The sequence below is a fragment of the Thioalkalivibrio sp. ALJ12 genome, from assembly GCF_000378305.1.
Lineage (GTDB): Bacteria > Pseudomonadota > Gammaproteobacteria > Ectothiorhodospirales > Ectothiorhodospiraceae > Thioalkalivibrio.
This window is the reverse complement of sequence record NZ_KB899538.1, coordinates 174,781-187,434: the sequence shown is the minus strand read 5'-3', so window position 1 is coordinate 187,434 and position 12,654 is coordinate 174,781. Positions and strand designations below refer to the sequence as shown.

At 65.9% G+C, this 12,654-nt stretch carries 14 protein-coding genes; 13 read left to right on the top strand and 1 reads right to left on the bottom strand.

Annotation, left to right across the window (positions count from 1 at the left end):
- The first annotated feature begins 55 nt into the window (after positions 1 to 55).
- From F467_RS0100925 to trpC, 8 genes are all read left to right on the top strand, one after another.
- The gene (locus F467_RS0100925; RefSeq protein WP_018137886.1) at positions 56 to 379 is read left to right on the top strand and encodes a c-type cytochrome; all 324 of its coding nucleotides are present in this window, start codon (positions 56 to 58) and stop codon (positions 377 to 379) included.
- Positions 380 to 559: 180 nt separating this feature from the next.
- On the top strand, positions 560 to 1,249 hold the full coding sequence (gene rpe, locus F467_RS0100920) for a ribulose-phosphate 3-epimerase (RefSeq protein ID WP_018137887.1): 690 nt from the start codon (positions 560 to 562) through the stop codon (positions 1,247 to 1,249).
- Positions 1,250 to 1,266: 17 nt separating this feature from the next.
- Positions 1,267 to 1,950, top strand: coding sequence for a phosphoglycolate phosphatase (locus F467_RS0100915; protein ID WP_018137888.1), 684 nt, complete (start codon positions 1,267 to 1,269; stop codon positions 1,948 to 1,950).
- 91 nt (positions 1,951 to 2,041) lie between these two features.
- Positions 2,042 to 3,529, top strand: a complete 1,488-nt coding sequence (gene trpE / locus F467_RS0100910) for an anthranilate synthase component I (RefSeq protein WP_018137889.1) — start codon at positions 2,042 to 2,044, stop codon at positions 3,527 to 3,529.
- A gap of 114 nt (positions 3,530 to 3,643) precedes the next feature.
- Positions 3,644 to 4,237, top strand: coding sequence for an aminodeoxychorismate/anthranilate synthase component II (locus F467_RS0100905; RefSeq protein ID WP_018137890.1), 594 nt, complete (start codon positions 3,644 to 3,646; stop codon positions 4,235 to 4,237).
- Between the two features lie 301 nt (positions 4,238 to 4,538).
- Entirely contained in the window at positions 4,539 to 5,738 is a 1,200-nt protein-coding gene (locus F467_RS0100900) for a multidrug effflux MFS transporter (RefSeq protein ID WP_018137891.1), read from the top strand.
- Positions 5,739 to 6,073: 335 nt separating this feature from the next.
- On the top strand, positions 6,074 to 7,111 hold the full coding sequence (trpD, locus tag F467_RS0100895; protein WP_018137892.1) for an anthranilate phosphoribosyltransferase: 1,038 nt from the start codon (positions 6,074 to 6,076) through the stop codon (positions 7,109 to 7,111).
- Positions 7,111 to 7,917 carry an indole-3-glycerol phosphate synthase TrpC gene (gene trpC, locus F467_RS0100890; RefSeq protein WP_018137893.1) on the top strand — a complete coding sequence of 269 codons (807 nt, stop codon included), beginning with the start codon at positions 7,111 to 7,113 and terminating at the stop codon, positions 7,915 to 7,917. Before trpD ends, trpC begins: the two co-directional genes overlap by 1 nt.
- 99 nt (positions 7,918 to 8,016) lie before the next feature.
- Here the strand turns inward: trpC and crp are convergent, their stop codons facing one another.
- A complete protein-coding gene (crp, locus tag F467_RS0100885) occupies positions 8,017 to 8,655 on the bottom strand; it encodes a cAMP-activated global transcriptional regulator CRP (RefSeq protein ID WP_018137894.1) in 639 nt (212 codons plus the stop codon).
- Between the two features lie 223 nt (positions 8,656 to 8,878).
- On the opposite strand from crp, the gene F467_RS0100880 reads away from it, so the two are divergent.
- The 5 genes from F467_RS0100880 to F467_RS0100860 all read left to right on the top strand — a co-directional run bounded on the left by F467_RS0100880 (position 8,879) and on the right by F467_RS0100860 (position 12,642).
- Positions 8,879 to 9,307 carry an OsmC family protein gene (locus F467_RS0100880; RefSeq protein WP_018137895.1) on the top strand — a complete coding sequence of 143 codons (429 nt, stop codon included), beginning with the start codon at positions 8,879 to 8,881 and terminating at the stop codon, positions 9,305 to 9,307.
- A 111-nt stretch (positions 9,308 to 9,418) separates the two neighbouring features.
- Entirely contained in the window at positions 9,419 to 10,228 is an 810-nt protein-coding gene (gene speD, locus F467_RS0100875) for an adenosylmethionine decarboxylase (protein WP_012983717.1), read from the top strand.
- A gap of 108 nt (positions 10,229 to 10,336) precedes the next feature.
- The gene (locus tag F467_RS0100870) at positions 10,337 to 10,729 is read left to right on the top strand and encodes a PH domain-containing protein (protein ID WP_018137896.1); all 393 of its coding nucleotides are present in this window, start codon (positions 10,337 to 10,339) and stop codon (positions 10,727 to 10,729) included.
- Positions 10,726 to 11,049 (top strand): hypothetical protein, encoded by a 324-nt coding sequence (locus F467_RS0100865; protein WP_018137897.1) that lies wholly within the window; start codon positions 10,726 to 10,728, stop codon positions 11,047 to 11,049. The genes F467_RS0100870 and F467_RS0100865 overlap by 4 nt, the downstream gene beginning before the upstream one ends.
- A 39-nt stretch (positions 11,050 to 11,088) precedes the next feature.
- Positions 11,089 to 12,642 (top strand): bifunctional GNAT family N-acetyltransferase/carbon-nitrogen hydrolase family protein, encoded by a 1,554-nt coding sequence (locus tag F467_RS0100860; protein WP_018137898.1) that lies wholly within the window; start codon positions 11,089 to 11,091, stop codon positions 12,640 to 12,642.
- The last annotated feature ends 12 nt before the right edge of the window (positions 12,643 to 12,654 follow it).

Genomic DNA, 12,654 nt, shown 5'->3' with positions numbered 1-12,654 from the left:
ACTTCACGATGGGGTGCAACCCCGTTGGTGAGCTGCAAACGAGGAGACCACAACAATGAAAACCAAGCTGTTCGTTCTGGCCGGGATCGCAGGGAGTGTGCTGATGCTGTCCTCCGCCGCGCAGGCGGCCGACATCCAGGCTGGCCAGTCCAAGTACCAGTCCACCTGCCTGAGCTGCCATGGTGCACAGGGCAAGGGGCAGGCGATCTTCCCCGCGCTGGCCGGTCGTGACGCCGAATACGTGACCGACAAGCTCGAGCGCTACCGCGCCGGTGAAGAGGTCGGTTCCCATACCGGTCTGATGCGCCCGCATGCCCAGGCGCTGAGCGATGACGACATCGCCAACGTGGCCGCCTTCATCGAGTCCGAATTCAACTGATTCAGGCAACCGCGAAGTGGCAAGCCGACGGGCCGGGGTTTCCCCGGCCCGTTTGCGTTGGAGGGCCTGTCGCATGCGCCGCCTTTTGCCTGCCATGGCGGCATCCGGTAAAGTTCCGCGGTTCCGAGAGCGTGGCCGATGGTCGGTCCCGCTATCCCAGAGATTTCTGCGAGGCTTCCCATGGCACAACCCGATTTCATTGCCCCGTCCATCCTCTCCGCCGACTTTGCCCGTCTGGGCGAGGAAGTCGACAACGTCCTGGCCTCCGGCGCGGACATCGTCCACTTCGACGTGATGGACAACCACTACGTGCCGAACCTGACCATCGGCCCGCTGGTCTGCGATGCCCTGCGCAAGCACGGCGTGACTGCGCCGATCGACGTGCACCTGATGGTCAAGCCGGTGGACCGCATCATCCCGGACTTCGCCCAGGCCGGCGCCAGCTACATCACCTTCCACCCGGAGGCCTCCGACCACATCGACCGCACCCTGCAGTTGATCCACGCCGAGGGCTGCAAGGCGGGTCTGGTGTTCAACCCGGCGACCCCGCTGTCCTACCTGGAATACGTGATGGACAAGGTCGACATGATCCTGCTGATGTCGGTGAACCCGGGCTTTGGCGGCCAGAAGTTCATCCCGGCCACCCTCGACAAGCTGCGCGCCGCGCGCAAGATGATCGACGAATCCGGGCGTGATATCCGCCTCGAGATCGACGGTGGTGTGAAGGCCGACAACATTCGCGAGATCAAGGCTGCGGGTGCGGATACCTTCGTCGCCGGCTCCGCGATCTTCGGCGCGTCCAGCGACTCCGACGCGAACCGCTACAACAGCATCATCCAGCAGATGCGCGACGAGATGGCCAAGGCCTGATTCGCCCGGAGACCAGGATGTCCCTGAAGCGCCCCCGCATGATCCTGATCGACCTGGACGGCACGCTGATCGACAGCGTGCCGGACCTCGCCTATAGCGTGGATGCCATGATGCGCGAGCTCGGCCTGCCCGAGCGCGGCGAGGCGGCCGTGCGCAACTGGGTCGGCAACGGCGTGGAGAGGCTGGTCAAGCGGGCGCTGCTCAATGCGCTCGACGGCGAGCCGGACCCGGAGACCTTCGAGCGGGCCCTGCCGGTGTTCATGCGCATCTACCAGGAGAACACCGCCGGGCGCTCGCCGCTGTACCCGGGGGTGCGCGAGGGGCTGGACCAGCTGAAGGCCGCCGGTTACCGCCTGGGCTGCGTGACCAACAAGGCCGAGCGCTTCACCGTGCCGCTGCTGCGCGAGAAGGGCATCCTCGATGACTTCGAGATCGTGGTCGCCGGTGATGCCCTGCCGCAGAAAAAGCCCGACCCGGCGCCGCTGTTGCACGCGGCGAACGAGCTGGGTGTCGACCCCTCCGAGTCGCTGATGGTCGGGGACTCGAAGAGCGACGTGAAGGCGGCGCGCGCGGCGGGCTTCCAGATCGTCTGCATGACCTACGGCTACAATCACGGCGACGACATCCGCGACGAAAATCCAGACGCCGTGCTGGATCGCCTGGACGAACTGCCGGGACTGCTGCCAGCCCGGGCGGCCTGACATGATCGCAATGGACCGGACAGCGGGGCGATGGCGAAACGGCGATTGATCTGCCGCGCCGTCTGCCCCTCTCTTGTCAGGAACCCTTGTGATGACCCCCGAACAGTTCGACGCCCTGGCCCGCGAGGGCTATAACCGCATCCCGCTGGTGCGCGAGGTCCTGGCGGATCTCGAGACCCCGCTGTCCATCTTCCTGAAGCTGGCCAACCGGCCGTATTCCTACCTGTTCGAGTCGGTGCAGGGCGGGGAACGCTGGGGCCGCTATTCTTTTATCGGCCTGCCGGCGCGGACCCGGGTGCGGGTGCACGGTCACGACATCACGGTGGAGACCGACGGTGACCTGGTCGAGCAGACCACCGAGACCGATCCACTGGCCTGGATCGAGGCCTACCAGGCGCGCTTCAAGGTTGCCGAGCTGCCGGGCCTGCCGCGCTTCACCGGTGGCCTGGTCGGCTACTTCGGCTTCGAGACCGTGCGCCTGATCGAGCCGCGCCTGGAGGGCCCGGAAAAGCCCGATGCGCTGGGGCTGCCGGACATCCTGCTGATGGTCTCCGAGGAGGTCGTGGTCTACGACAACCTCTCCGGGCGGCTGTATCTCGTGGTGCATGCCGATACCTCGCGCCCCGACGGACAGGCCGTGGCGGCCGAACGCCTCGACGAGCTGGAGAGCCGGATCGGCGAGCCGCTGGTACCGCCGGAGGACCCGCCGCACCCGCACGCGGTGCCGGAGTATGTGCCGGGCTGGTCGGCCGAGGGCTTCCAGGCTGCCGTGGCGCGGGCGCAGGAATACATCATGGACGGCGACGTGATGCAGGTGGTGCTGGCGCAGCGCATGAGCGTGCCGTTCTCGGCGCCCCCGCTGAACCTCTACCGCGCGCTGCGGGCGCTGAACCCGTCGCCCTACATGTACTACCTGGACCTGGACGACCACCATGTGGTCGGGGCCTCGCCGGAGATCCTGGTGCGGCTGGAGGATGACCGCGTGACCGTGCGTCCGATCGCCGGTACCCGCCCGCGCGGGCGTACCGAGGAGGAGGACCGCGCGCTGGAGGTCGAGTTGCTGGCCGATCCGAAGGAACGCGCCGAGCACCTGATGCTGATCGACCTCGGGCGCAACGACGTTGGTCGGGTCTGCGAGATCGGCTCGGTGGAGGTGACCGACACCATGAGCATCGAGCGCTACTCGCACGTGATGCACATCGTCTCCAACGTCGAGGGCCAGCTCGCCCCGGGGCACTCGCCGATGGACGTGCTGCGGGCGACCTTCCCGGCCGGCACGGTCTCCGGCGCGCCGAAGATCCGCGCGCTGGAGATCATCGACGAGCTGGAGCCGGTCAAGCGCGGACCGTATTCCGGCGCGGTCGGCTACCTCTCCTGGTCTGGCAACATGGATACCGCGATCGCGATCCGCACGGCCGTACTGCACGACGGCGAGCTGCACATCCAGGCCGGTGCCGGGGTGGTGCATGACTCGGTGCCCGAGAACGAGTGGCAGGAGACCCTGAACAAGGGGCGCGCGGTGGTCCGTGCCGCCGAGATGGCGCTGGGCGGACTGGGGCCGCGCAGGCACCGTGGCTGAGGGCGTGATGACCGACGCAGAACGGGCAGCGCGAGCGCGGTTGTCGGGCACGCGGGGCGCACTCGCGCTAGTCTGCGATCTGTACCGGCCCGGTGCGGCGGAGGGAATCCCGGCATGATCCTGATGATCGACAACTACGACTCGTTCACCTTCAATCTGGTCCAGTACCTGGGCGAGCTGGGGGCGGAGGTCGAGGTGCACCGCAACGACCGGATCACGCCCGACCAGGTCGCCGAGCTGGCACCGGCCGGGATCATGATCTCGCCCGGGCCCTGCACCCCGAACGAGGCAGGGGTGTCGATGGAGGTGATCCGCCGCTTTGCCGGGCAGATCCCGATCCTGGGGGTCTGTCTCGGGCATCAGGCGATTGGCCAGGTGTTCGGCGGGCGCGTGGTGCGGGCCCGCGAGATCATGCATGGCAAGACCTCCCCGGTGCATCACACCGGGGTGGGGGTCTTCGCGGGCCTCGAGAATCCGCTGGAGGCCACGCGCTATCACTCCCTGGTAGTGGAGTCGGCCTCGCTGCCCGATTGCCTGGAGGTCACCGCCTGGACCGAGCGCGAGGATGGCACCCGCGACGAGATCATGGGTCTGCGCCACCGTGAACTGGACGTCGAGGGCGTGCAGTTCCACCCCGAATCCATCCTGACCCGGCAGGGGCACGAGCTCCTCGACAACTTCCTGCGCCGCCTGCCCCAGCCGGCGTGAGCGGAGGGAAGCACTGGTCAATGTACGCACCCGCGTTGGTGCCCCGTGTTTTCCGAGACCAGGAGCATCGTGCAGCGGGTAGTGGTTCTACCGGCCCGTTTTTGATTGATTCGGGGCGCAACGCAGGATCGGGGAACATGGGGCTCCAACCCCACAAGCTATTCAATGCGGGGGCTCGGCCGCCCGTTGTTATCAAAAACGGGTGTGCGCACGGCGTTGCGGCTCCCTTGTGCAGAATGACTGCACGGCGGTCACCGCGCCTTGTTCGCACGCAAAAGCGACTCGAGCGCGGGCGCGTACATTGACCAGTGCTTCCCTAGAACGCCGCACCCGGCTGCGTTTCGCGCTGCTGGTCGCGCCCCTGGCGCTGTTGGCGCCGTTCTCGCTGGATACCTACCTGCCGTCGTTTCCGGCGATGGCCGCGGACCTGTCCGTCGACGGTGCGGCGATGCAGGCGACGCTGTCCTCCTATCTGGTCGCCTTTGCCCTGGCCACGCTGGTAGCCGGGCCGCTGTCGGATGCCTTTGGCCGGCGTCCGGTCGTGCTGTGGGCGCTAGTGGCCTATGTCGCGACATCCGCGCTGCTGGTGGTGGCGGTGGAGTACTGGCAAGTGATCGGGTTGCGGATCGGCCAGGGCTTCGCGGCGGCGGCGGGGGTGGTGGTGAGCCGTGCCCTGGTGCGCGACCGTTTCGACCCCATCGATTCGCGGCGCGTATTCGCGATTGTGACGATCATGTTCGCGATGGGGCCTGCGATCGCGCCCATCCTGGGCGGCTATCTGCAGTCCGCGTTCGGGTGGCGGTCGGTGTTCGCGTTCCTGGTGCTCTACGGGGTCGTGCTGTTGCTGGCCGCGCGTCTCTGGCTGCCGGAGACCCTGCCCCCGGTCGGGCGCGTGTCCAGCCGGCCGCGGCTGGTGCTGGGGCGCTATGCGGGTACGTTGCGCAACCTGCAGTTCCTGCAGCCGGTGCTGGTGCATACCACCCTGTTCGGGGCCAAGTTCCTGTTCGTCGCGGCCTCGCCTGCGCTGATCTATGTCCATCTCGGCGGGGGCGAGCGCGATTTCTGGTGGCTGTTCGCGCCCATGGTGGTCGGGCTGATGCTGGGGGGCGTGGCCTCCGGCTGGAGTGCCGGGCGCGTGGCGCCCGAGGTCACGGTCCGCATCGGCTTGCTGCTCACCGGGATTTCGCTGGCGCTGGTGGGCTGGGCGGCGCTGGCCCCGGAACCCTCGGTGGCGGCGGTGACCCTGCCGTTTGCGCTGTACAGCTTTGCCCTGGCCCTCGGGATGCCCTCGCTGACCCTGCTGGCGCTGGACTGCTATCCGGGGGCGCGCGGTATGGCCTCGGCGATGCAGGCCTTTATTCAGCTCGGGTTTGCAGCCCTGCTCACGCTCTTCGTGGTCGACTGGCTGGATGACGTCCTGCTGCACCTGGTCGCCGGTGCGGCGGTCATCTGGCTCTTTGCTGCTTTTGTCTGGTTCGGCGGAGGATTAGGGAAACGCTGACCCCTATGCACACTCGCGCTCGAGTCGCTTTTGCGTGCGAACAAGGCGCGGTGACTGCCGTGCAGTCATTCTGCACAAGGGAACCGCAACGCTGTTCCCGCGCCCGTTGTGATCAAAAACGGGCGGCCGAGCCCCTTCGAGGCTGGCACCCCAGGTTCCCGGATCCTGCGTTGCGGCCCTTGCCGGTAGAACCACTACCGGCAAGGGCCGCGCCTAGCCTCGGAAAACCTGGGGTACCAACGCGAGTGTGCATAGGGGGCAGCGTTTCCCTGGTTCGTGCCGCGCGGGAGCGGGCGTTACACTAGCGCTCCCCATTCCCCGACAGGAGCAGCCCTGTGACCGTGCAGCAAGCCATAGCGGCCCTGATCGAATGTCAGAACCTGGACGAGGCGGCCATGACCGCCGTGATGCAGTTAGTGATGACCGGAGAGGCCACCGACGCCCAGATTGGCGGGCTGCTGGTGGCCCTGCGCATGAAGGGCGAGACCATCGAGGAGATCCGCGCGGCGGCCGGTGTAATGCGCGAGCTGGCGACCCGCGTGGATGTCCCGCGCACCGGGCTGGTCGATACCTGCGGCACCGGCGGCGATGCCTCCGGCACCTTCAATATCTCCACCGCCTCGGCGTTGGTCGCGGCGGCCGGTGGCGTGCGGGTGGCCAAGCACGGCAACCGCTCGGTGTCGTCGAAGTCCGGCTCCGCGGACGTGCTGGAGCACCTGGGGATCCATCTCGGGCTGGCGCCGGAGGCGGTTGGGTCCTGCATCGAAGAGGTCGGCGTTGGCTTCCTGTTTGCTCCGGCCCATCATGGTGCGATGAAACACGCGATCGGCCCGCGCAAGGAGCTGGGCGTGCGCACGCTGTTCAATGTGCTGGGCCCGCTGACCAACCCTGCCGGGGCGCCGAATCAGGTGCTGGGCGTGTTCTCCGATGCCTGGGTGCGGCCGCTGGCCGAGGCCCTGAAGGGACTGGGCAGCGAGCATGTGCTGGTGGTGCACGCCGAGGACGGGCTGGACGAGATCAGCATCGGTGCCCCGACGCGTGTGGCCGAGCTGAAGGATGGCGCGATCGAGGAGTACACCGTCGTGCCCGAGGATTTCGGGCTGGCACGGAGCGGGCTGGACGCGATCCGGGTCGACAGCGTGGAGGCCTCGGCCGCGATGCTGCGCGGGGTGCTGGAGGGGCAGGCCGGCGCGGCTCGCGATATCGTCCTGCTGAACGCCGGGGCCGCGATCTACGCCGGGGGTGGCGCCGAGTCGCTGGCCGCGGGCGTTGGCCGTGCGGCCGAGGCGATCGATTCGGGTGCCGCCCGCGAGCGCCTGGAGCGGCTGCAGGCGACCAGTGCACGATTGACCAATCAAGGAGCAGGAAGCTGATGACTGACGTCCCGGACATCCTCAAGCGGATCCTCGAGCGCAAGCGCGAGGAACTGAAGGAACGCGAGGCCTTCTGGCCGTTGCGCGAGCTGCGTGGCTGGATGGGGTCGGCCCCGGAGCCGCGCGGGTTCCGGGCGGCGTTACAGCGCGATATCGATGCCGGCCGCGCGGCCGTGATCGCGGAGATCAAGAAAGCCAGCCCTAGCCAGGGGCAGATCAGCCCGAACTTCAACCCCGAGGTCTTTGCCCGCAGCTACGAGGAACACGGGGCCACCTGCCTGTCGGTGCTGACCGACGTGGACTTCTTCAAGGGGCGTGACGGGGATCTGCGGGATGCGCGCGTGGCCTGCCAGCTGCCGATCCTGCGCAAGGATTTCGTGATCGACCTCTACCAGGTTTACGAGGCGCGGGTGCTGGGGGCGGACTGCGTGCTGCTGATCGCCGCCGCGCTGGATGACACCGCGCTGCACGAACTGTACTTCCTGACCCGCGAGCTGGGCATGGATGCCCTGGTCGAGGTGCACGATGCCGAGGAGCTCGAGCGCGCGAAGAAGATCGGGGCGGATCTGATCGGCATCAACAACCGCGACCTGCGCACCTTCGAGACGCGCCTGGAGACCACGCTGGAGCTGAAGGACCAGGTGCCGGACTCGGCGCTACTGGTCACCGAGAGCGGCATCCATACCCGTGAGGATGTGGCGCGCATGCAGGAGTCGGGGGTGAATGCCTTCCTGGTAGGCGAAGCCTTCATGCGGACCGAGGATCCGGGCCAGGCGCTGGGCCGGCTGTTCCGCGGCGAAGACTAGTACCACGGCAACAAGTCGCCCGGGGTTTGCTTGCTTGCTTGCTTGCGGGCGCGGCGCCCGCCCGTATTGGCTGCGGGCAGGTTTTCGCCAGGGTGCCGCTCAGCGGGTGCCGAACACCACGATGGTCTTGCCGTGGGCGGTGATCAGCCCGCGTTCCTCCAGGTCCTTCAGGACACGCCCGGCCATCTCGCGAGAGCAGCCGACGATGCGCGCGATCTCCTGGCGGGTGATGCGCAGCTGCATGCCGTCCGGGTGGGTCATGGCGTCGGGCTGGCGTGCCAGATCCAGCAGGGTGTGGGCAATGCGGCCGGTGACATCGACAAAGGCCAGGTCCATCACCTTGCGCGAGGTCTGGCGCAGGCGGGTGGCGATCTGGCTGGTCAGCAGCATCAGGATCTCCGGGTCGCGCTGCGCGATCTCGCGGAACTGGGTGTAGGGGATCTCGGCGGTCTCGGTATCCTCGCGGGTGACGACCGTCGCCGAACGCGGGTCATCCTCGAACATGCCGAGTTCGCCGAAGAACTCGCCCTTGTTCAGGTAGGCCAGGACGAGCTCGTGGCCGTTGTTCTCGCCCAACACGGAAACGGAACCGCTGACGACGTAGTACAACGTATCCGGTACCGTGCCGGAGTGAATGATCGTCGTGCGCTTGCGGTAGTGCCGGCGATGGCAGTAACCGAGGAAGCGCTCCAGTGCCGGCGACGGCTGCGCCGGGCGGTAGACGAACGGATTATTCATAGTCATGGCATCCATGGCTTTTAACGTCTCGCTTGGTGAGGACGGTTTTCAGTGTAATTCAGCCCTCCGTGAGCGGGACCCGGGTGTCGGGATCGAGTCACAAAATCCAACGACCAGCATTTGATTTTGTGTCTTGCATCTCAAAGTTCATGCATTTTTTGTTGAGTATAGGCCACACAGGGCCTTCCAAACGGGCCGAAGTTGTGGGCAAAAGGAGACGCGCATGCAGGTCAGGGTGAAGTGGCTGGAACAGGTGGCGTTTGTCGGCGAGACCGGCAGCGGCCACGCGATCGTGATGGACGGCCCCCCGGATGCCGGTGGTCGGAACCTGGGCGCCCGCCCGATGGAGATGCTGCTGCTGGGGCTGGGTGGCTGCACCAGTTTCGATGTCGTGGCGATGCTCAAGAAGGGACGCCAGGAGGTCCTCGACTGCGAGGTCACAGTGGACGGTACGCGGGCCGAGACGGTGCCCAAGGTGTTCACCGACATCCACGTGCACTTTCGGGTCTACGGCCATGGCCTGTCCGAGAAGCAGGTGGGGCGCGCGGTGGAGTTGTCCGCGGAGAAGTACTGCTCGGCCTCGCTGATGCTGGGGGCGGCGGCCCGGGTTACCCACGACTTCGAAATCCTCGAGGGCCCCGCGCCCCGCTGAGACACCCGCGCAGTCGGCGGGAATTTTCCCCAAAGGGCGTAGCGTGTTTCCCTGACGCCCCGGGACGTCTACAATCCGCCGTTCCCTGCGCACCGGGCAAGAGGAAACGCCATGCCCCGTCACAAGAAGCAGATCAAGCTCCACGGGTTCAACAACCTGACCAAGAGCCTGAGCTTCAATATCTACGATATCTGCTACGCCTCCGGCGAACGCCATCGTGACGAGTACATTGCGTACATCGACGAGGCCTACAACGCCCAGCGTCTGACGCAGATCCTGACGGACGTGGCCCACCTGATCGGGGCCAACATCCTGGATATCTCGCGCCAGGACTACGACCCGCAGGGCGCCTCGGTGACGATGCTGATATCCGAGGAGCCGGTGGCGACCGAGATGATCGGCTACACCGAAGGCCCGGGCCCGCTGCCGGAAACGGTGGTCGGTCACCTCGACAAGAGTCATATCACGGTCCATACCTATCCGGAGGCGCACCCGGAGGGCGGGATCGCAACCTTCCGCGCGGATATCGATGTTTCCACCTGTGGTCGCATCTCCCCGCTACGCGCGCTGAACTACCTGATCCACAGCTTCGAGTCGGACATCGTGATCATGGACTACCGCGTGCGCGGCTTTACCCGCGACGTGCGTGGCAAGAAGCACTTCATCGATCACAAGATCAACTCCATCCAGGACTTCCTCTCGCGCGACACCAAGGAGAAGTACCAGATGGTGGACGTGAACGTGTACCAGGAGTACCTGTTCCACACCAAGATGGTGCTCAAGGATTTCGATCTCGACAGCTACCTGTTCGGCCTGGGCAAGGATGACTACTCGGCGAAAGAGGCCAAGCGCATCGCCAAGTTGCTCAAGCACGAGATGATGGAGATCTTCTACGGCAAGAACATGAGCCGCCCCGCCTGATACGCGATACCGCGTTCCTTGACCGGCGCGGCAGCATCGCCTGGAGACACCCGCGGCGGGCGCTCCATCTGGCACACTGTCGGGACCTGTCCGCGAACCGGAGGTCCCATGTCCAGTCGTGCGCCCGCGATCGACGCCCGCCCGGCGATGTTTCGCAATCACCCGTTCGGTTTCATCTTCAGTGTCCTGCTGATCGCGGCCTTTGGTCTGGGGCTGTTGATCCTGCTGTGGTGGTATCTGCAGACGCGCTCGGTGCGTCTGCGCATCGATGCCGATCAGGTGCACCTGGAGGAGGGCCTGCTCAGCAAGTCCCATGTGGACCTGGACATTGGCCAGATCCGCACCGTGAAGGTCGATCAGAGCTTCTGGAACCGGATCTTCCGGGTCGGCGAGATTGCGGTGTACACCACCGGCGACAACCCGGAGTTCCGTGTGAGCGGTATCCCCGATCCGCACCGCGTGCGTGACTACGTGCGCGATCGTCGCGAGGCAGCCGCGTGAGTTCCGGCGATCGCCGCGACAGCCGCCTGGCCCTGCGCATACTGCTGGGGACCTCGGCGCTGGCCGCGTTGCTGGTGGCGTTGATCGTGCTGGGCGCGGCCGTCACCCTGCCCGGGCTGTCCGAGTGGGTCGCGATCACGTTCGACGATGGCATTGGGCTGCAGATGGCGGCCCTGGTCGCCGCGATCGTCTCGGTGCTGGTCATGCTGGTGTTCGCGCTGGCCGCTGGTGAGGGGCTGATCGGCGAGTTGCAGTTCATGATCCCCGGCTTTTTCTTGTTCTTTGTCTTTTTCTGGCTGCTGCTGGCCTGGATTTTCTGAACCGACCGGCGAGCGGTCCCGTCACGGAGTACTTAACGCGTGAGCAATCAGCAAGACGCCGACCCCAATGTCCCGCACCGCCTGACGCTGCGGCCGACACGGATGGAGGACTACGACGACATCCGCGAGATCATGGAGCGGGTCTACCACGACCTCGACGGGGCCTGGAGCGAGGCCCAGTTTCGGTCACAGATCTCCCGTTTTCCCGAAGGCCAGATCTGTATCGAGGACAAGGGCAAGGTGGTGGCTGCGGCAATCAGCCTGATCGTCGAGTACAAGCGATTCGGTGATCAGCACAGCTACTGGCAGATCACCGGAAACGGGTTCCTGACGACCCACGACCCGGATGGCGACACCCTTTACGGCGTCGATATCTTTGTCCACCCCGAGTATCGCGGCCTGCGCCTCGGCCGTCGCTTGTATGACGCGCGCAAGGAGCTGTGCCAGAAGCTCAATCTGCGCGCGATCGTGGCCGGTGGGCGCATCCCGGGCTACGAGCAGCACCGGGACGACCTGACCCCGCAGCAGTACGTGGAGAAGGTCAAGAATCACGAGATCACCGATCCGATCCTGACCTTCCAGCTGGCCAACGATTTCCACGTTCGCAAGATCATCACCAACTACCTCCCGGACGACGAGAAATCGGGCGCCTACGCGACGCTGATCGAGTGGCTGAACATCTACTACGAGGAGAAGGAGAAGCTGATCGGGGGCAGCCGTTCGGACGTGCGCATCGGCGTGGTCCAGTGGCAGATGCGCCCGACACCGGACCTCGACTCGCTGTTTCAGCAAGTCGAGTACTTCGTGGATGCCGTCTCCGGCTACCGCTCCGACTGCGTCCTGTTCCCGGAGTTCTTCAATGGCCCGCTGATGGGCGCGTTCAACCAGGAGTATCCGGCCGAGGCCGTGCGCCATCTGGCCGAATACACCGAGCAGATCCGCGAGGAGATGGTGCGCCTGGCGCTCGCCTACAACATCAACATCGTCGCCGGGTCGATGCCGGAGTACAGCGACGAGGTCCTGCGCAATGTCTCCTATCTGTGTCGGCGTGACGGGACCTGGGACCGACAGTACAAGGTGCATGTCACCCCCGACGAGGTCGCCTACTGGGGGCTGCAGGGTGGCGACGAGGTGCACGTATTCGACACCGACTTCGGCAAGATCGGCATCCTGATCTGCTATGACGTGGAGTTTCCGGAGCTGCCCCGGGTGATGGCCGAGAAGGGGCTGCAGATCCTGTTCGTGCCGTTCTGGACCGATACCAAGAATGCCTATCTGCGGGTGCGCCGCTGCGCCCAGGCGCGGGCCATCGAGAACGAGTGCTATGTGGTGATGTCCGGCTCGGTCGGCAACCTCCCCAGGGTCGAGAACATGGACATGCAGTACTCGCAGGCGGCGGTGTTCACGCCGTCCGACTTCGCGTTCCCGCATGACGCGGTGGCCGCGGAGGCGACGCCGAATACCGAGATGACCCTGATCGTCGACCTCGACCTCGACAACCTGAAGGAGCTGCGTAACCACGGCTCGGTGCGCAACCTGCGCGATCGGCGGCGGGATCTGTATGCGGTCCAGTGGAAGTCGAAGCCCGTTTAAGCGCTGCGCAAA